Genomic DNA, 19,589 nt, shown 5'->3' on the forward strand with positions numbered 1-19,589 from the left:
TGGCGTTAGTTCTGAATGTGATTTTGATATCAGTTTATCAGCGAAATGATGTTACTCAGGTTTGTTTCATCACTTCTCAACGGTATGTTTATCGTGTTATGGGTTGCTACTTGCGCTGCTGTTTAAGATCTCGTTTATTTATAGGGTACTTCGAGCTTATGCGGCATCGTTAGATAATCAATACGATTGTTATTATTATCGGCAAATTGCTACTTTAGTTTAACGTTAAATCAACCTTTTTTGGGTAATTTTTTCATTCTTTTCAAGATGCCATAATGTCAGGTGTTCTCCCCAGCAGCAGCCTGTATCGAGTGCCATGTAATGGGGGTGATTTGTTTGCCCCATCAATGCGGCCCAGTGGCCAAAAACCAGTGTGTTTTTAGGCGCGCACCGTGACGGAAATTCAAACCAAGGTTTTAAACTTGCATGGGCTTGCTGTTGTGGTGGTGTTTTACATTTAAAATCTAGGCGTCCATCAGGGTAAAGGAAACGCATTCTGGTTAAAGCGTTAATGCAGTACCGTAGTCTATCAATGCCTGCTAAGTCGCTAGACCATTGCTGTGAATCTTCGGTATACATTTTTGCTATTAAAGCTGTTAAGTAGTCATGTTGTTGCAGGGCGGTACTGACTTGTTCTGCTTCTTGCAATAGGGTACTGACATCCCACTGTGGCGGCACCCCTGCGTGCGTCATAATGATATTGTGCTCTGGCAGCGTTCTCACTAAAGGCTGTTGCCTTATCCAATCAGTGAGTGAATTAATATCTGATGCATTGAGTAATTCAGCTAAATTATCTTGTGGGTTGGGGCGCTTTAATTTGCCATGAAGTGCCAGCAAATGCAGATCATGATTACCTAGTACGATTTTGGCTGAGTTGTCTAAAGATTTAAAAAAACGCAGTGTCGCTAAGGATTCGCTCCCTCTGGCGATGAGATCGCCTACAGCCCATAATTCATCTGTTGAAGGGTTAAAGTCTACTTTTTGTAAGAGTAGACTGAGTTCTGCAAAGCACCCTTGAACATCACCTACAAAATAATGTGCCATAACTTATTGCAGTATCCCTGGAACCGCTAATCGAAACGCAGGGATAGACGCTAAAAAGCGCTTACCTTTAGCATCTTCCATTCCATAAAAACCGTGCATAAACCCAACTGGGGTTTCCATGACAGTACCACTTGAATATTGATAGGCAGTGTTGGGGCTAATGGTGGGCGTTTCGCCAACAACGCCAGGGCCTTTTACTTCGCTTTCTTTGCCATTTGCATCGGTAATTATCCAATGTCTGTCTTTAAGTGTGACATTGCTGTCACCTAAATTGATGATAGTGATGGTATAACTAAACAGGTATTTATTATCAGCAGCATGAGATTGCTGTTCTAGGTATTGGGTGTCGACTTTGACTTTTATCGATGATTCGACTTGGCTCATTTCACATCCTGTCTTAAAACAAAAGGGCATGCTCGTATTGGCATGCCCTTATTATTACTTTTTGTTGTCACACAGTAAATTAGCCATTGCGACATATTGTGGAACACTGATTTGTTCTGGCCGCATGCTGGAGTCGATATTTAATGCGTTAAAATCATCATCTGACAGCAAGGCTTTAAGGTTATTTCTCAATGTTTTACGACGCATACTGAATGCCGTGGAGCACAGGTGGCGTAACACATTGACATCTTTACATGGCCAAGGTTTAACTTCATATGGCAATAAACGTACCACTGCAGAATCCACTTTGGGTGGTGGAGTAAAGCAGTGTGGTGGTACCTCAAGTACTGGAACCACTTGGCAGAAGTATTGGGCCATAACGGTTAAGCGGCCGTAAGCTTTAGTGCCTGGACTCGCTGATAAACGAAGTACCACTTCTTTTTGTAGCATAAAGTGCATTGTTTCAATTTGTTCAGCAAACTCAAACAAATGGAACATCAACGGCGTTGAAATGTTATAAGGTAAGTTACCAAACACTTTCATTTTTTTGCCGGGTTGCTGCAGCGTTGAAAAATCAAACTGCAGTGCATCACCTTGATTAATTGTCAGTTTATCTTTGAGGATTGGGTGTTGCTGTAAACGCTCTACCAGGTCGCGGTCTAACTCTACAACACTGAGGTTATCAACCATATCGGCAACTGGCTCGGTTAATGCACCAAGCCCCGGCCCAATTTCAATCATCACATGATCGTTATCGGGGGCAATTGCACCGACAATACTGCTTATAACACCTTCATCGGTAAGGAAGTTCTGTCCAAAACGTTTTCTGGCCGTATGGCCTAAATGTACTTTATTACTCATTAAAATGGGTTACTTACTTTTAGAAGCCAACTCAATGGCTTTGTTTAATGCACAGGTAAAACTGCCGCTATCCGCTTTGCCGGTACCAGCAAGTTCGAGTGCGGTACCATGGTCAACTGATGTGCGAATATAAGGTAAACCTAAGGTGATATTGACCGACTTGCCAAATCCTAATGATTTAAGCACAGGTAATCCTTGGTCATGATACATGGCTAACACCACGTCTGCTTGTTCAAGGTACTTAGGCTGAAATAGTGTATCGGCTGGCAATGGGCCAACAATATCCATTCCTTGCTCTCGTAGCTCGTTTAGCGCGGGGATAATGGTATCAATTTCTTCACGGCCTAAATGGCCGTCTTCTCCTGCATGGGGGTTGAGTCCACACACATAGATTTTAGGTGAGCCTAGACCAAACTTGCTGACCAGTTCACGATGTAAAATACTGATAATATGATGAAGTCTGTCGCGAGTAATGGCTTTAGACACATAGGCCAATGGAATGTGTGTGGTCATTAATGCCACTTGTAAACCAGGGGTGGCTAGCATCATCACGACATCAGCACAGTTTGCCTGTAATGCAAAAAATTCGGTATGGCCACTAAAGGGAATACCTGCTTGATTAATAATGCCTTTATGAACAGGACCAGTGACAACGGCATCAAACTCATTAGACATATTTTTTTCGCCAGCGTAGCGTAACGTATCAACAACATAGGCACTGTTAGCCTCGTTTAATACGCCACATTCAGCAGGCTCTGCTAATGCAAATGGCACTATGGTTAAGGTGCCTGCTTCTTGCGGTGTTGGTGCTTGCGAAGGCTGATAAGGTTTGAGCTGTAGAGGTAAACCAAGTAATTTGGCTCTGCTCATTAACAAATTTGGATCAGCACAAACAACTAACTCAGCAGGCCAAGCCTGCTGAGCGAGTTTGATGACTAAGTCTGGACCAATGCTTGCTGGTTCACCTGGAGTAATGGCAATACGTTTAGTCATTGAGCTTGCTTAACCTCTTTGTGTTTCTATAGGGTCAATAATTTCAATATAGGCTTCAGAGCGCATTTCATCTAACCAGTTTTGTAATTCTTCGTTAAATTTACGACGGAAAATTAACTGATGTGCTCTATTGCTGTTAAATTGATCTGTTGCATCGGTTTTGCGACGCGACTCAAGTTGTACAATGTGCCAACCATGAGTGGTACGAAATGGCTCACTGATTTGCCCTTCATCTAGGTTTGCCAACGTTTGTGAGAACTCAGGCACATAAATCGTTGGGTCTGCCCAGCCTAGATCACCGCCTTTAGCGCCTGAACCAGGATCTTCAGAATACTGTTTGGCTAACTTAGCAAAGTCGGCTTCGCCATTGCGTATTTGAATTAAAAAGTTATCTAGCATGGCTTTAGCACGCTCTTCCGATAAAATCGGTGACGGTTTTAACAAAATATGGCGAGATTTAACTTCTGAGACTTCTTGTACTTGCAGGCCACGAGTGTCCATGACTTTAATAATATGAAAACCAGAACCAGATTTGATTGGGCCAATAATGTCGCCTTTTTTAGCCCCGCCTACCACTTCGGCAAACAAGGTTGGCATTTCATTGATGTTCATAAAATCCCAAATACCGCCTTCAAGGGCTTTAGGGCCCGATGAGGATGCAATCGCAGTACTGCGGAAGTCATCACCTGCATTAAGGCGCTTCAATACGATTTCGGCGCGACGGCTGGCGTTTTCTAATTGCTCACTGTTTGGTTCGTTTGGGATCTCAATTAAGATGTGGCCAATTTGGAATTCAACATTTTTTAGACCTTGCTCTTCGATGAGTTTAACCAGGCCATTGATTTCTTGTGGTGAAACTTGAATACGACGTTGAACTTGAATACGTTGTATTTCACCTAAAGTGATCTCCTGACGTAGTTGTTCACGATATTGGCTAAAGCTACTGCCTTCGCTTTCGATAGCTTGTTGCATTTGAGCTACCGTTATTTTCTGTTCTTTAGCGATGTTTTCAATGGTTTGATCAAGTTGTAAGTCACCGATCTGTAAACCAATGCGTTCAGCCATTTGCATCTGTAAATGGGTTAAAATAAGACGTTCGATCACCTGTGTGCGAAGCGCTTGATCTGATGGCAGAGTTTGATTAGCCGCTTTTGCGTTAGCTCTGACCGTGGTAATCATATTTTTGATTTCACTTTCGAGAATAATACCATCATTAATTTGGACTGATACTCTGTCTAATGGCACTGGTGCTGCAATACTGGTTTGGCTCATTGCCAGTGCAAGTAACGCAAAAATCATTTTTTTACTGTGTTTCATCCACAAAATCCTTGGCACATTCGATTCAATATAAACTGGCAATTTATCGCCAAAATAAGGTTACTATTTCATACTCAACAGTATGTTTGTTGTTATTGGACTATGAGTTTATCGCTAGGTTCAGCAATCTATCATAAAAGATAACTAATTCCTCAAGTAAAGTGGCTTACGATAGTTAAATAACCCTTCGTTTAGCATGTCTGCGACGCCTAATGGACCTGAGCCACCTAACCCCTTGATCACAAAGTTAAGGTATACACCGCTTTCGAACTCTTCACTAGTGATGTCTGAATCAGATAAATCATCGTCATAATTGGTTTTTATACGGTAATGATAACTGAGACGAACTGCCCAGCAGCATGCTTCGTATTGCACACCTGTGTAGGTTTCAATATTACGAGACTCGTTAAGATCGTAATAGTAGTTGCCCACAAAATATAAGCTGTCGCTAAGTGGCCAAGATGTTCTGAGACCAGCTTGAGAAATATCGACCTGATCATTGGTGTTGGTATTCAATAAATCAGGCACGTAACGATAACTTAACTGTAATAGTTTGTCATTGCTTGGACGAAAATCTAATGTGACTTCATTTTTCTTGTTTTCACCTGTTTCTGTGTCGTGTTGAACAGACCCACTGATAAACCAGTCGTTGTATAATTGCGCATCTAACTCAGCAGCAAGTACAGAGGTAGACGGTGAGGTTTCAGCAAAGGTGTCATCTAGTGTGACTTTAGAGGATTCTAAATACATAATCTGGCCAACACTGAACTTAAATTGTTCTCGATTATTATCGTCAAATAACCGAGTGGTAAAACCTAAGGTAAATTGATTGGCATCTGCTATACGGTCAAGTCCAGAGTATTGTCTATCACGAAACAAGCCATAGTAATCTTCTTGTAGTTCTGCAGTGTCGTAGATTCCAATGTTTGATTGGTCATCGTATCCCACATAAAGATATTGCACTTGCGGTTCTAACGTTTGGCGATATTGACTGTCAAACAGTTGCGTAGCACGTTCGAAGTTTACCTGGCCGTGAAGACGAGCCTGGGGGATTGTTCGGCTAACTGAATCGTCTAGTGTTGCATCCTCATCAAGGTTTTGCTGCCAATACTGAGTTTGCATTAGTTTGACTTCGCTGGTGAATGACCCAGCAGGGCCTTGAATAGGCCAAAGTAAACTCGGTACCATATGCACTCGTGTTGCTGTGTTGTACTCGTTATCTTGATGGCTGAAGTTGGTGAGTTCTGAATTAAATTTAAAATCGATAGAGTCGATAATATCCGATGTACGATAATTAAAGTTTAATTGCGGCATGACCTGATAGGGTTTTTCATCTTCGCCAAGCACTTTAATGTCTTGAACTCGCATGTTGAAATCCCAGTTACGCTCAAAGTAACTGGCTTCGCCAATCCGCGATAGCTGGTTGTCTGTAGACTGATTAACGTCCGAGTCTAAATCGTTAAAGTAATTATTGTCAGAGACATCAGTAAAATCTGATCGTACCCGCCAGTTTTTGTTAATTGCACCCGAGTGGCTCCAGTGGTAAAGATAACGATTGGCATTAGAGTCTGAATTATCATCACTGTCTAAATATTCTACGTTAAACTGTCCGCTTTGTTGCTCGCCCGCCAGATAACGAAATTCTGTTTTGGTATACAGGCCGCGTGAAGACATAAAAATAGGGTTAAAGGTTAAGTCGTATTCTGGCGCTATGTTCCAGTAATAAGGGGTGCTGACTTCAATACCGTTGGTGGTACTAGTGCTGAAGCTAGGAAACAAAAAACCGCTTTTACGTTTGTCTGATACCGGTACAGTCATGTAAGGAATGTACAGTATAGGCACGTCGGCTATTCTTAATTTTGCATTCCAAATTTCACCCCATTCTTCAGTACTGTCGATTTTTATCATGTCTGCTTCTAGCAGCCACGATTCATCCCCGGGGGGGCAGGTAGTAAAATTGGTTTTGGTTAGCAGTAAATTGTTTTCAGAGGTAATTTGTAATTTACTGGCATCTCCGTGCACTTGTTGGCCATGGAGCCAGTATTGGGTTTTTTCTAATGTGGCACTATTGGTGCTCATTTGAGCTTCAAGGGACTGTGCCGTGACGGTGAATAACTCATCTTTAAAAATGAGGTTTCCGTCAGCATTTAATCGTTGGTTTTTTTGATCTAACACGGCACTGTCGGCTGCAATATGGCGTTGCCCCTGACTAAAACTCACATCACCAGTAAATTGGGCTTTGTCGTTAAATGCAGCGTTGGAATAATCACTAATAATCACAATTTGATTATCATCAATACCGGTTAATGCAGCTCTGTCTTCAAATGAACGGGAAACCGGAGGCTCAACAACGCATTGCGATGTTGGCAGTTCGGTCGTTTCTGCTTCTTCAGCTAGAACGATATTGGGGAGTAGGCATAATGCCAGAAAATAACGGATCTGCATTGTTGTCAATAATTTATGATTTCGTATTCAGAAAAAAGTTTGGAGAGAAAAAGATACTCAGCTAAACAAAACATTCAATTCTTTAGCTGTTTCCAAATGTTATGCTGGCTATAATAAAGCAATTTTTCGTGAAGAGCCATTGAGATGAGTTTATCTGACACAAGATTTATCGCCTTAAGCCACTGGTTAAATCAATATTTTGCAGGGCAGGTAACTGCCAAGTTGATTTGTGGTGACGCCAGTTTCCGTCGTTATTTTCGTATTGAGCATCTGGGCAAGCATTATATTGTGTCAGACTCACCTATCGAACTGGTGCCAGTTGCGCCATTTGTCGCGATAGCAAAGGCGTATCAAACGGCTGGGCTGTTGGTGCCAGAAGTACTGGCCACCTGTTACGAACAAGGCTTTGTGTTGCAAACGGATGTCGGTGAGCAGCAACTATTATCTGTACTTAATCAACATAATGTCGCTGACTATTATAAACAGGCACTCAGTTTGCTACCGACTATCGCAAGAGTCACTCATACAGAGCTAGGTCCGTTAACAGATTATGATGCAGCGTTTGTGCAACGTGAACTGGCAATATTTGTTGATTGGCTGGTAAATACCCACTTAGATTACACGCTTTCGGACCATGAGCAGCAAATGATTAACGCCACGTTTGAGGCATTAACGCAAAGTGCGCTCTCTCAGCCTAAAGTTGGCATGCATCGTGATTACCACAGTCGTAATTTATTGCTCAATGGCGAAGCTCTGGCCGTGATTGATTTTCAAGATGCTGTGCTAGGCCCCATTACCTACGATGCGGTGTCATTACTGCGAGATTGTTATGTTCGTTGGCCAGCTGAGTTGGTGCATGAATTAATGCAGTATCATTTTAAGCAGCTTAAATCACAGCAATTGATTGACCAACACGTTGATTTTACTACTTATCAACAATGGTTTGATTTAATGGGCTTGCAGCGACACATTAAAGCAGCCGGTATTTTTGCGCGTTTATATCATCGTGATGGTAAGCGCGGCTATTTGGCCGATATTCCGTTAACCTTGCAATATATCGTCGATATAGGAGCTGATTATCCTCAAATTAAAGCGTTTAGTGCATGGGTAAAGCGAATTATTGTGCCACTGGTTAAGCAAGCTGGTGAACATTCTGCTTGTGATAAAGAGGGCGCGCTGTGAAAGCAATGATTTTAGCCGCAGGGCGAGGTGAGCGTTTGCGTCCACTGACAGATACGTTACCCAAACCATTAGTGAATGTAGCAGGCAAACCACTCATTGAATATCACCTTGAAAAACTTGCACAATTAGGTGTTAAAGAGGTAGTGATTAATCACGCTTGGTTAGGGCATAAATTGCCACAAGTGCTAGGTGATGGCCAGCGTTGGGGGATTACAATCCACTACAGTGGCGAAACCGAAGCATTAGAAACCGCAGGTGGGATAAAACAAGCACTCCCTTTGCTAGGAACCGATCCTTTCTTAGTGATTAATGGTGATATTTTTATTGATACGTTACCAGGTAATCTTAACTGGGCTGTTGAGCAAGTTAGCCAGGGGCATGCAGCCGCTTTTTTGTGGTTAGTTGACAATCCTGAGCATCATCCTCAGGGAGATTTTTCGGTTGATGCAGCCTCTACACTGAGTGTGAATGATAGCCAAAAGCTGACTTTTTCAGGAATAGGTGTTTATCATCCTCAATTTTTTAACCCTGTACCAGCAGGTAAGCAAGCTCTTGGGCCTTTACTAAAAGAGGCAATATCTAAACAGCAAGTCAAAGGTGCCTATTTTAATACGTATTGGTGTGACGTGGGCACGTTAGCAAGACTTGAGCAGCTAGAGCGTCGATTACAGGCTTTAGTTTAACAATGACAAAATAGACATCGCGGAAGGTAAAATGCGCATTTGGGGCAAAGTTTTTGGGTTTATTATTGGCTTTATGTTTGGCCGTATTTTTGGTGCGTTTTTAGGCTTGTGGCTGGGGCATTTGTACGACAAACGTCAGGGGTTATCATCATTAATACGCCAGGGTAGTGAACGTCAGGCGATGTTCTTTAACGCGACTTTTGCTGTAATGGGCCATGTTGCTAAAGCGTCGGGCCGGGTGACTGAAAACGACATTCGTATTGCCACCATGCTGATGGATCAGATGAAGTTATCGGGCCAATCGCGCCTTGATGCTCAACAAGCCTTTAGGCAAGGGCGCCAGGCTGACTTTGATTTAGCTAAGCAGTTAGAGCAATTTCGTCACGTCACTCAAGGTCGTGCTGAATTAGCGCAAATGTTTTTAGAAATTCAAATTCAGACCGCGCTATCAGACGGCGAACTGCACGCTAATGAGAAACAAATCTTATCGACTATTGCCAACAAACTGGGTATGGCATCGCAACTTGATGCGCTGCTAGCGCGCTGGCAAGCTGAGTTTAGCCACCATCAATCGCCACAGGGCAATAAAATGCCACTGACTGATGCTTATGTGATGTTAGGACTTGCTGATTCGGCATCTGATCAAGACATTAAGCGGGCTTATCGTAAATTAATGAATGAGCATCACCCTGATAAGTTAGTGGCTAAAGGGCTACCAGAAGAAATGATGGCGCTTGCCAAAACCAAAGCACAAGACATTCAAGCCGCCTATGAGCGCATTAAAACGGCTCGGGGAATGCGCTAAATCTAAGGGTGCAGTAATTGATGTTTAATAGAGGCTAAGCCATAAATGAAAATAGTAGTATTAGACGGTTATACGCTCAACCCGGGCGATTTAGATTGGCAAGGGTTACAGTCACTTGGTGAGTGTGCTATTTACGATCATACCCTAGCAGATGAGGTGGTGGCGCGCTGCCAGGATGCACAAATAGTATTAACCAATAAAACCGTGTTAAATGCACAAATACTCAGCCAATTATCGCAACTCAAATATATTGGCGTATTAGCAACAGGGACCAATGTTGTCGACATTGCTTGTGCCAGTCAACATGGTATTTGCGTCACTAATATTCCCGCTTACGGCCCAGATGCTGTGGCGCAAATGGTGTTTGCCCATATTTTACATCACCATCAACAGGTTTCATTGCACGACCAAGCGGTAAAAGCAGGGCAGTGGAGCCGCAATCGTGACTTTTGCTTTACCTTATCGCCGTTAACGTCGCTAAAAGGACTTACCCTAGGGGTTGTGGGTTATGGTGATATTGGCCAGCAAGTGGCTAATTTAGGTGCCGCATTTGGAATGAAGGTGTTGGTGACCAGTGCCAAGCCTAAAACGGATCTCCCCCCTGCTATTCAGTGGTGTGAGCGCGATACTCTTCTTAAACAAGCAGACATTATTTCGCTGCATTGCCCGCTCACGGCAGCCACCAAATACATGATAAACCGTGACAGTTTGGCCTTGCTTAAGGCGGGGTGTTTATTGGTGAACACCGCTCGCGGCGATTTAATTAACGAAGCCGATTTAGCACAATGGCTAAATCAAAATAACGGCTTTGCTGCTGTTGATGTGTTATCAACTGAGCCGCCAAGCCCAAACAATCCGTTATTAAGTGCCGCCAATATCACCATTACGCCGCACATCGCCTGGGCAACATTACAAGCAAGACAAAACCTGCTCAACATTGCCGTTAATAATATTAAGCAGTTCCTGCTGGAGGATGTGGTTAATTGTGTAAACGGTTGACTTACGCAATAAAAAGCCGCAATGATTTGCGGCTTTTTTTTGGGCTTTGCTCAAGGCTGTTTGCTTATCTTAAGGGCTATAACAAGCTCAAAGCTGTAAAGATTAAAATAACACGTTAATGTGGCTGGCAACCGTTTTGGCTTTTTCAATGGCGCTTTCTATTGAGTTGTCGCGTGCTAGGGCAACACCTAACCGGCGGCGACCATCAATATCAGGTTTGCCAAATAAGCGTAATTGAGTGTCGACTGGCGCTAACGCTTGTGCCATGCCTTGGTAACGAATATTGGTCGAGGTGCCCTCGGCTAAAATGACCGCAGAAGCACTTGGGCCATGCTGAACAATATTGCTTATTGGTAAACCCAATATGGCACGTACATGTAACGCGAACTCAGAAATGTCCTGGCTAATTAACGTTACTAGGCCTGTGTCGTGAGGTCTTGGAGACACTTCAGAAAAATACACGTCATCGCCTTTCACAAACAGTTCAACACCAAATAAGCCAAAACCGCCTAGGGCTTCAACCACTTTTTGGCTCACGACCTGGGCTTTTTGTAACACAACATCAGACATGACTTGTGGTTGCCAAGACTCGCGATAATCACCGTCTTCTTGCCTGTGACCAATAGGGGCACAAAAATGAATACCATTCACTGCGCTAATGGTGAGTAGCGTAATTTCATAATCAAATGGAATAAAGGCCTCAACAATCACTCGGCCTTGCCCTGCGCGGCCACCTTCTTGCGCATAAGCCCATGCTTTGGCAATGGTATCGCTCAACTTAATCACACTTTGGCCTTTACCTGACGAGCTCATGACCGGCTTAACTACACAAGGAATACCAATGTCTGCAACAGCTTGCTCGAACTCGGTTTGGGTATCGCAGAAGAAATATTTTGACGTAGGTAAGGCTAAAGTCTCAGCCGCTAAGCGGCGAATGCCTTCACGGTCCATGGTTAATTTAGCTGCGTTTGCCGTTGGCACAACATGTAAGCCTTGCTGCTCTAATTCTACTAAGGTTTGAGTGGCAATGGCTTCAATTTCAGGGATAACCAGATCTGGTTTTTCTAATTCGATAACCGCTTTTAGCGCATTGCCATCGAGCATATTGATCACATGAAATCGATGCGCAATTTGCATTGCCGGGGCGTTAGGGTAGCGGTCAACCCCAATCACTTCAATACCGAAACGTTGCAGTTCAATCGCGACCTCTTTACCAAGCTCTCCGCAACCTAATAACATGGCTTTTACTGTGCCAGGTGTGTTTGCCGTGCCGAATATAGTAGGAATGGACATGATGATTTATGGCCTTTATGTAGGGATATTTTTATATGCCGAACAGTGTAACGATCCCTAGGATAAAAAATCCAATACAAAAACCAATAAATCGCTATTTTATGGCAATAGGTATGATTTTTTGTGATGTGAGATTGTGTTTAATAGCGATAAGTGGTTTGAGTAGGCTTAATACGAGTGGGTATATAAGTGGAGGTTATCAAGCCAGTAAAACCAATACTGGCTTGATAATGATTGCGTGCAGATTATTTCGCTAAAAGACCTGCCGCGGCCAAAATAAGCTCAGGGGCTGGGCGCACTTTGTAGTTTGGGTTTACATATTGAAAATGAATTAAGCCTTTTGTGTCTGCTAAGTACACAGCAGGTACCGGCAACACCAGGCGTTTGTCACCTTGTGGCGTGGTAAATAACTCATTGGTAACTACACTGGCTGTGTATTTTTTTGTGATATCGGCACTGGTGTAATAGGCTAACCCAAAGGCTTGTGATGCGGCCATTGAACTGTCTGATAGCAATAAGTAATCAAGCTTTTGATCGTTCAGTGATGCACGCATTTTTTCGGGCGTGTCGGGTGAAATCCCCACAAGTTGAAATCCCATGTCGATAAGTTTTGGTTCAATGGCTTTTAGTTGTCCCATTTGTGAATTACAAAATGGACACCAACCACCACGGTAAAAAAAGAAAATAGTGGGTTTTTGTGACACCAATTTAGCTAAATCAACGGCATTGCCATCAACATCTTGCAAAGTGACCGAGGGAATTTGGTGGCCATTGAGCAGTGGCATGACATTGTTTTCGTCACTGGCAATAGGTTTAGCTATGCTGGTAAAGCTGGTTAACATTAACGCGCTAGCAATAAGCAAAGTTTTTAACATGATAAGTCCTTGTGTGGTGTTGTCCTAACGTACTCGATATCACAATAGTACGCATACGTTATAACAAAATAAATTTCATTCAAAGACAAAAAAGACGCCGTAGCGTCTTTTAGTTTGCCTCCCCTTTACAGCGGGAAAGGTAAAATATATCGAATCTAAGTTACTTAATTTTTTTGTATTTTACTGTGCTACTGGCTTTACCCACTTTAACACGGCGGCCATCCATTTTTTTCTCGGCAATCATTTGAGCGCCAACGTTGTCGCTACGTTGCTGTTTTTTAGCGAAGCTACGGCGCTTTTCAATTTGTTTAAGCAACATTTCACGGCTACCTACCTCATAACCCGGTACGGTAATACGGCGAATTTGTTGGCCAATAAGTTTTTCAATGTCGGCTAACGTGCGTTCTTCTTCACGGCTGACAAACGAAATAGCCACACCGGTTTTACCTGCACGGCCTGTACGGCCAATACGGTGGACATAATCTTCTGCCAAAAACGGTAAATCATAATTAACCACGTATTCAAGGTTTTGAATATCAAGGCCACGAGCAGCAACTTCAGTGGCCACTAATACACGGATTTTACCTTCAACAAACTCACGTAATGCACGGCGACGGCTACCTTGAGCTTTTTCTCCGTGAACAACACCTGATGGAATACCGTCAAGGTTTAATTCTTTTACTAAGGTGTCTGCTGCGTCACGAGTGGCGGTAAACACCAGTACTTGACGCCAGTTTTTTGTGCCGATCAGTTCAGACAACAATTCACGCTTACGGCGTTGTTCAACCGGATAAATCACCTGGCTAATGGTCGCCGCCGTGGTGTTTTGTTTATCTACAGTAATGACTTTAGGTTTATCAAGCATGTCGTTAGCGAGTTTTTTTACTTCACTAGAAAACGTCGCTGAAAACAACATGTTTTGGCGGTTTTTGTTTACCGCTTGGAGGATTTTTTTAATATCGGCGCTAAAGCCCATATCAAGCATACGGTCAGCTTCATCGAGCACTAAAAAGTCAACGTTTGACAAACTTAAGTTACAAGCTGTGATGTGCTCGAGCAAACGGCCTGGGGTGGCCACAATAACATCAGCACCACGTTTTAGCTTTTGCGATTGCGTGTCCATTTTAACGCCACCGTAAATGGTTAATACGGTGAAGTTAAGGTGTTTGCTGTAAGCACTGATGTTGTCTGCAACCTGTGCCGCAAGTTCACGGGTAGGTGTAAGAATTAACGTGCGTGTGTTTGATGGTAATGTCTCTTTTGGCACTTCACACATTTTTTGTAAAATAGGTAAAGCAAACGCTGCGGTTTTACCGGTACCCGTTTGCGCGCTGGCGAGTACATCTTCGCCGCGGCGGATAGCTGGGATCGCTTGTTTTTGAACTGGTGTCATCGATTGGTAACCGCACTCAGCGATCGCGCGTAATATTTCTGGGGCGAAGCTAAAAGATTCGAATTTCATGGTGCGGTTCCTGTATGTACATCAAAACAAAGCGATTTAGTTACGTCCAGCTTATTAGCTGAGCAAGGTAAATCTAGATAATTGGGCCCGTTAGCCTTACTCGATGGCTAAATTCATGCTTAACAATGTTGTTAACTTCATAGGATAGTTGAAAAACGTTAAGCTTGAGCAGAATACCCGATTGGGACGCCATCGATAAGCGGCCGCGGAGTATAACAAACTTTTGCCTAAATCCTGAACTTTATCTGTGTTTACTCATAAGATTTTTTAAGCTTGCGCTTTTGTTGTTATTGCGGTTTAGGCGGTGTTTCACATAAACGCAAATTCTTGAGTAGAGGGAGGTAAAAATGTTTGCTAAATTGCATGGTAAATCAATGATAGACTATGACATCAAGTGCATCATCGACGTAGCAACCTTCTTTTATGAATATAAATCAACTCGATCTTAATCTACTGATTATTTTAAAACAGTTACTTGAAGAAAAGCATATCAGTAATACCGCATTAACGTTAGGTATCAGCCAACCATCAATTAGTCGGTCTTTGGCAAAGCTGCGAGTGCTTTTTGATGACCAACACATCTTGCTGGTATCACTAGAGTGGACAAGTTGGGCTGAGCAAATAAATGCCCAGGGATATTCTCATGGCGATGGGGAAGGTCGAGGAAACATGCCCTCAATACTGAGGTACATATTACCTTTTGTTAAAGAGTTGATTTTAATTGGCGTGCCCATGTTAATTACGGTTGGCATAGCAAAATTAATCGGGCGTTTCAAAAAACGTTAGTCATTGTTGCTCGTCTTTACCGGCACGTTGTTTAAAATATTCCTTGCTGCAACGTTCATTTTTATTGATAGCAATATAAGGTTGAGGACAAATGTGAGTTAGTAAAACTCCACACTAAACCTAAACACAAAAACAGCGGCTTCCTTTGTCAATGTTGTATATATTAACGCGATTAAAAAAGGCTTAGGTGAGATAACTACTCTAAGCCTTTTATCATCTATTGAAAGCTAGCGCTTAAATCGCCTTAGTCACTTTATTTAACCAGGCTAGTTCATCGCCTTGCATTAATGGCGCTAGGGTGTTGCGTACTTTTTGTTGGTATTGATTAAACCAATTTACTTCAACATCAGTTAATAATGATTTGTCGATTAAGCGTGCATCCATTGGGATGTGGGTTAATGCATCAAATTCATACATTTCACGCTCAGCCCCTTGCAGGGCTTGGCAAGGTTGTACTGCCACTAAGTTTTCGATACGAATACCAAAACCGTCGGCGCGGTAATAACCAGGCTCGTTCGACAATACCATGCCAGGTAACAGCGCAACGCCATTGACGTTTTTACCAATACGCTGTGGGCCCTCGTGTACACTCAAAAAGTGGCCTACACCATGACCGGTACCATGATCATAATCAAAACCGTGTTGCCATAAATATTGGCGTGCAAAGGCATCAAGTTGCTGGCCCGAGGTGCCTTTAGGGAAACGTGCAGTATCAAGTGCAATATGACCTTTTAATACTAAGGTGACCATTTTTTTCTGCTCGTCGGTTACTTTACCAATGGCGATAGTGCGAGTGACATCGGTAGTGCCATCGATATATTGTGCGCCAGAGTCAACCAGGTAAATGCTGTCCATGGTCATAGTACTTGGGGTGCCATTGTTATGATTGTAATGACACATGGCGGCATTAGCACCGGTGGCTGAGATAGTGTCAAAACTTGGCTCACGATACAGTGGGTCTTGCAGTCTAAAGCTTTCTAATTTGTCTGCCAGTTGTGCTTCATCGTGCATGATGTGCTGCTCAACCTGACTGTCTAACCAGGCTAAAAAGCGGCTAACCGCAACACCATCACGAATATGGCAGGCACGCATACCGGCAAGTTCTGCGCTATTTTTTTGCGCTTTAGGTAATGCAACAGGATCTGTCCCAGCAATAAGTTTGGCACCGCCTTTTTGCGCTAATAATTGTGAGTATGCATTGGCAGAATGAGGATCGGCTAGCAATTTAACCCCATCCATTTGCGCTAACACGCTGGCTAATTCAGACTCTTCTTTAAAGCTCACCCCTTCACCCACATGCTCGGCAATATTTTGCGGTACTTTGCCTAAGTCGGTAAAGAAGGTCATGTCGCCATTGGTAGATAGTAAACCACAGCCCAAGACAACCGGAAAACGTGGCACGTCGTTGCCACGGATGTTTAACAACCAACAGCATGAATCTAATGCCGCGATAAGTGCCATGTCGGCACCTTGTTTTTTAACTAATGCCCCAATTTGTTGACGTTTCTCAATGCTATTGCGGCCCGCACCTTCATGGCTAAATAATGTCATGGTTGATGCTGATGGTGCAGGGCGATCTCGCCAGCTCACATCAATCGGGTTGTCGTTTACTTCAACCAAGTTGATTTGAGCTTTATCGAATTGCGCTTTGGTTTGTTGGTACCAGGCAAGAGTGTGTAAACGGCTGTCGATACCCACATTTGCTCCAGCGGGTAAGGTGTCGATTAGCCAGTCAATTTGTGGGTCGTCATGCAGGCTTAAATACTCAAATAAACTGCCATCCACTTGCTGGCGCACCTGCACAGTGTAACGACCGTCGGTAAAAATGGTTGCGCGGTCTTTTAATACAATCGCCATACCTGCTGAGCCGGTAAAGCCAGTAGCCCAGTGTAAACGCTCATTGCGGGCAGGCACGTATTCACCTAAGTATTCATCGGCGCGGGGAATAATAAAGGCATCGATTTGGTTAACTTCAAGTTGTTGGCGAATAGCACTAAGGCGGGTGGCAATAATATTGGACATGGTTTCTCCGTTGGAGGCGACTGATGAACTCAGCTCTGTAAATGAGGTGCAATTATCGCAAGGGCAACAGCAGCCTTGCAAGCGTAGTTGCTAAGATTTGCTTGGCTTAAATTGTAAACTTATATTGTATACAATGGTAACTCTACATTGTAGGCGTTATGCTTATCGGCATTTATCTGACAATAACAATAATAAAGGACTCGTGATGACAATCGGTGTTGGTGGTGTTAGCCCGCAGCAGGCATTAGCTAAATTATGTAAAATGACAGACGGTGTTGCAGCCATAAGCGAGGATGAATTTAATCAACGCATAAAGCGTGCACAAGAGTTAATGGTACAACATGGCTTAGATGCTATTTATGTTAATGCGGGCACTAACTTGTATTATTTTAGCGGTACACGCTGGTTTTCAAGTGAACGTATGGTCGGGGCTATCATTCCGGCAGAGGGCGCGATTGAGTACATTGCCCCAGCGTTTGAGCTAGATACTTTGCAAGGGTATATGGCCATTAAAGGTCAAGTAAACACCTGGCATGAAGATCAAAGCCCCTATCAATTATTTGCCCATTTGCTTGATAAAATGGGCCTTAAGCAAGCCAAGATCGGCATTGATGAATCGACTCCGTTTTTTATTAGCGACGGCATCGCTCAAGCTGCGCCTCAACATCGACTTGTTAGTGCAACAACCGTTACTGCAGGTTGTCGAATGATTAAATCTGCTGCCGAAATCGCCTTAATGCAACGCGCAAAAGACATGACGCTTGAGGTGCATAAAGCGGCTGCGAGTATATTGCGTGAAGGGATTACCACCGCTGAGGTTGAAGACTTTATCGACCAAGCACATTATGCGGTAGGTGCTCCAAAAGGCTCGTATTTTTGTATTGTATTATTTGGCGAAGATACCGCTTATCCGCACGGAGTTAAGTCGCCAAAGTCGTTAGCGATTAATGATACAGTGCTGATTGATACCGGCTGTCAGTTGCATGGTTATAACTCAGATATTACTCGCACTTACGTGTTTGGTGAACCCAATGAACGCCAACGCCAGTTATGGCAATTAGAGCAAGATGCACAGCTTGCGGCATTTGCTGCTGCGCAAATCGGTACGCCTTGCTGTGAGGTTGATGTTGCTGCGCGCAAGGTGTTAGAAAATGCAGGTTTTGGCCCAGGTTACCAGGTACCTGGCTTACCACATCGCACCGGACATGGCATAGGGTTAGACATACATGAATGGCCGTACTTAGTGGGTAATGACTCAACTTTACTGGCCAGTGGTATGTGTTTTAGTAATGAACCCATGTTGTGCGTGCCGGGTGAGTTTGGTATTCGACACGAAGACCATTTTTACATGACGGCTCAAGGGCCAAAGTGGTTTACGCCACCTGCCAAATCAATTGATGATCCGTTTTATTTGGCTTGAGCATAGGTTAAAGCTAATTTGTTGATACCAAAAAGCCTCCATTACGGAGGCTTTTTATGTTGGTCGGTAGCACTAGATTAATTAATCGCAAATAACTCAACATCAAATATCAGTACCGAGCCACCCACAATTTTACCAGTTGAGCGGTTACCGTAGGCAAGCTGGCTTGGAATATAAAAACGGAACTTGTCACCCACAGTCATTAATTGCACGCCTTCTGTCCAGCCTTTAATCACTTGATTTAGGCCAAAGCTAATGGTTTCATTGCGATCAACTGAGCTGTCAAATACAGTGCCGTCGATTAATGTGCCATGATAGTGTACCGTCACCTTACTGTTGGCTTTTGGGTGTTCTGTGTTATCGCTTTTGGTGAGGACTTCATACTGCAAACCTGACAAGGTTTGTACTACGCCTTCGCGTTTTGCATTTTCAGCTAAAAACTGCTTACCTTTTTCGATGTTTTCTTTCGCTGCTTTTGAGTTGTTTGCCTGAGTAAAAAAATAAAAAATCACTCCAGCAATGACCACCACGGCCAAAATCATACGCATAGTCGCTCTCTACTATTGGTTTTATGTAGCATGAGTTTACCGTAAAACAACCTAGGCTAACACTGCTGGTGTAGCCAAAACCACAAGAACACTGGCGTTTTATATTCTGAGTTCAGGCAAATGAGTATTGCAATTTGAACCATGAATAAAATAAATAGCTCGCAGCGCTAACCATTACGATATTGGCTAATATGCAGCACCATAAAATACGAATAAACGATGCCTTTTGGGTTTTATGACGAAAGTGGTGTTGGCCTAGCAATGCGCCAGGCCAGCCACCGAGTAAGGCGGCAGCATGTAATGTTTTTTCACTGATCCGCTGATGACTTTTTATTGATGCGCGCTTGTCGATGTAATACAAACCCAACGTGAGTAAGTTAAGTATCAAAAATGCTACGCCAAGCCAAAGTTCAATAAGTGTACTGTTGAGTGTCAATATCACCAACATTAGCCAAGCAAATTTATTCATA

At 43.3% G+C, this 19,589-nt stretch carries 18 protein-coding genes; 6 read left to right on the top strand and 12 right to left on the bottom strand.

The genetic code is table 11. The annotated features are described in order from the left end of the window. Positions 1-225 precede the first annotated feature (225 nt). The 6 genes from IEW93_RS11430 to lptD form a co-directional block, all read right to left on the bottom strand. Positions 226-1,044, bottom strand: a complete 819-nt coding sequence (locus IEW93_RS11430) for a symmetrical bis(5'-nucleosyl)-tetraphosphatase (protein WP_188739452.1) — start codon at positions 1,042-1,044, stop codon at positions 226-228. Between the two features lie 3 nt (positions 1,045-1,047). Next, positions 1,048-1,428, bottom strand: coding sequence for a Co2+/Mg2+ efflux facilitator ApaG/CorD (gene apaG, locus IEW93_RS11435; protein WP_223418736.1), 381 nt, complete (start codon positions 1,426-1,428; stop codon positions 1,048-1,050). Between the two features lie 54 nt (positions 1,429-1,482). After that, complete coding sequence (rsmA, locus tag IEW93_RS11440) at positions 1,483-2,289, bottom strand: 16S rRNA (adenine(1518)-N(6)/adenine(1519)-N(6))-dimethyltransferase RsmA (protein ID WP_188739454.1); 807 nt, start codon at positions 2,287-2,289, stop codon at positions 1,483-1,485. A gap of 9 nt (positions 2,290-2,298) precedes the next feature. Then, positions 2,299-3,282 carry a 4-hydroxythreonine-4-phosphate dehydrogenase PdxA gene (pdxA, locus tag IEW93_RS11445; protein WP_188739455.1) on the bottom strand — a complete coding sequence of 328 codons (984 nt, stop codon included), beginning with the start codon at positions 3,280-3,282 and terminating at the stop codon, positions 2,299-2,301. 9 nt (positions 3,283-3,291) lie between these two features. Beyond that, a complete protein-coding gene (gene surA, locus IEW93_RS11450) occupies positions 3,292-4,599 on the bottom strand; it encodes a peptidylprolyl isomerase SurA (RefSeq protein ID WP_188739456.1) in 1,308 nt (435 codons plus the stop codon). 144 nt (positions 4,600-4,743) lie between these two features. Beyond that, entirely contained in the window at positions 4,744-7,044 is a 2,301-nt protein-coding gene (gene lptD, locus IEW93_RS11455) for an LPS assembly protein LptD (protein WP_188739457.1), read from the bottom strand. Positions 7,045-7,188: 144 nt separating this feature from the next. On the opposite strand from lptD, the gene IEW93_RS11460 reads away from it, so the two are divergent. From IEW93_RS11460 to IEW93_RS11475, 4 genes are read left to right on the top strand one after another with little or no spacing between them, the layout of a single operon-like run. Next, positions 7,189-8,226 (top strand): aminoglycoside phosphotransferase family protein, encoded by a 1,038-nt coding sequence (locus tag IEW93_RS11460; protein ID WP_188739458.1) that lies wholly within the window; start codon positions 7,189-7,191, stop codon positions 8,224-8,226. Further along, positions 8,223-8,909 carry an N-acetylmuramate alpha-1-phosphate uridylyltransferase MurU gene (gene murU / locus IEW93_RS11465; protein WP_188739459.1) on the top strand — a complete coding sequence of 229 codons (687 nt, stop codon included), beginning with the start codon at positions 8,223-8,225 and terminating at the stop codon, positions 8,907-8,909. The genes IEW93_RS11460 and murU overlap by 4 nt, the downstream gene beginning before the upstream one ends. A gap of 31 nt (positions 8,910-8,940) precedes the next feature. After that, positions 8,941-9,714: a co-chaperone DjlA gene (gene djlA / locus IEW93_RS11470; RefSeq protein WP_188739460.1), complete on the top strand. Its 774-nt coding sequence runs from the start codon at positions 8,941-8,943 to the stop codon at positions 9,712-9,714. A 45-nt stretch (positions 9,715-9,759) separates the two neighbouring features. Further along, on the top strand, positions 9,760-10,713 hold the full coding sequence (locus tag IEW93_RS11475) for a D-2-hydroxyacid dehydrogenase (protein WP_188739461.1): 954 nt from the start codon (positions 9,760-9,762) through the stop codon (positions 10,711-10,713). 102 nt (positions 10,714-10,815) lie between these two features. Here the strand turns inward: IEW93_RS11475 and purT are convergent, their stop codons facing one another. The 3 genes from purT to IEW93_RS11490 all read right to left on the bottom strand — a co-directional run bounded on the left by purT (position 10,816) and on the right by IEW93_RS11490 (position 14,343). Next, a complete protein-coding gene (gene purT, locus IEW93_RS11480; RefSeq protein ID WP_373284915.1) occupies positions 10,816-11,991 on the bottom strand; it encodes a formate-dependent phosphoribosylglycinamide formyltransferase in 1,176 nt (391 codons plus the stop codon). A gap of 260 nt (positions 11,992-12,251) precedes the next feature. Then, positions 12,252-12,881 (bottom strand): peroxiredoxin-like family protein, encoded by a 630-nt coding sequence (locus IEW93_RS11485; RefSeq protein ID WP_188739463.1) that lies wholly within the window; start codon positions 12,879-12,881, stop codon positions 12,252-12,254. A gap of 160 nt (positions 12,882-13,041) precedes the next feature. After that, positions 13,042-14,343 carry a DEAD/DEAH box helicase gene (locus IEW93_RS11490; RefSeq protein WP_188739464.1) on the bottom strand — a complete coding sequence of 434 codons (1,302 nt, stop codon included), beginning with the start codon at positions 14,341-14,343 and terminating at the stop codon, positions 13,042-13,044. Positions 14,344-14,766: 423 nt separating this feature from the next. On the opposite strand from IEW93_RS11490, the gene IEW93_RS11495 reads away from it, so the two are divergent. Continuing rightward, complete coding sequence (locus IEW93_RS11495; RefSeq protein WP_188739465.1) at positions 14,767-15,129, top strand: LysR family transcriptional regulator; 363 nt, start codon at positions 14,767-14,769, stop codon at positions 15,127-15,129. 234 nt (positions 15,130-15,363) lie between these two features. Here the strand turns inward: IEW93_RS11495 and IEW93_RS11500 are convergent, their stop codons facing one another. Then, positions 15,364-17,151 (bottom strand): aminopeptidase P family protein, encoded by a 1,788-nt coding sequence (locus IEW93_RS11500; RefSeq protein WP_188739466.1) that lies wholly within the window; start codon positions 17,149-17,151, stop codon positions 15,364-15,366. Between the two features lie 205 nt (positions 17,152-17,356). Here IEW93_RS11500 and IEW93_RS11505 point away from each other — a divergent pair, with 205 nt between their 5' ends. After that, positions 17,357-18,571 (top strand): M24 family metallopeptidase, encoded by a 1,215-nt coding sequence (locus IEW93_RS11505; RefSeq protein WP_188739467.1) that lies wholly within the window; start codon positions 17,357-17,359, stop codon positions 18,569-18,571. A gap of 77 nt (positions 18,572-18,648) precedes the next feature. Here IEW93_RS11505 and bamJ read toward each other — a convergent pair whose 3' ends face one another. Both bamJ and IEW93_RS11515 read right to left on the bottom strand, forming a co-directional pair. Beyond that, positions 18,649-19,119, bottom strand: coding sequence for a BamJ family beta-barrel-assembly machinery protein (gene bamJ, locus IEW93_RS11510; protein WP_188739468.1), 471 nt, complete (start codon positions 19,117-19,119; stop codon positions 18,649-18,651). A gap of 112 nt (positions 19,120-19,231) precedes the next feature. Continuing rightward, on the bottom strand, positions 19,232-19,588 hold the full coding sequence (locus IEW93_RS11515; protein ID WP_223418661.1) for a DUF1294 domain-containing protein: 357 nt from the start codon (positions 19,586-19,588) through the stop codon (positions 19,232-19,234). Position 19,589: the final 1 nt, after the last annotated feature.

Source organism: Shewanella inventionis, assembly GCF_014641855.1.
Classification (GTDB): Bacteria; Pseudomonadota; Gammaproteobacteria; order Enterobacterales; family Shewanellaceae; genus Shewanella; species Shewanella inventionis.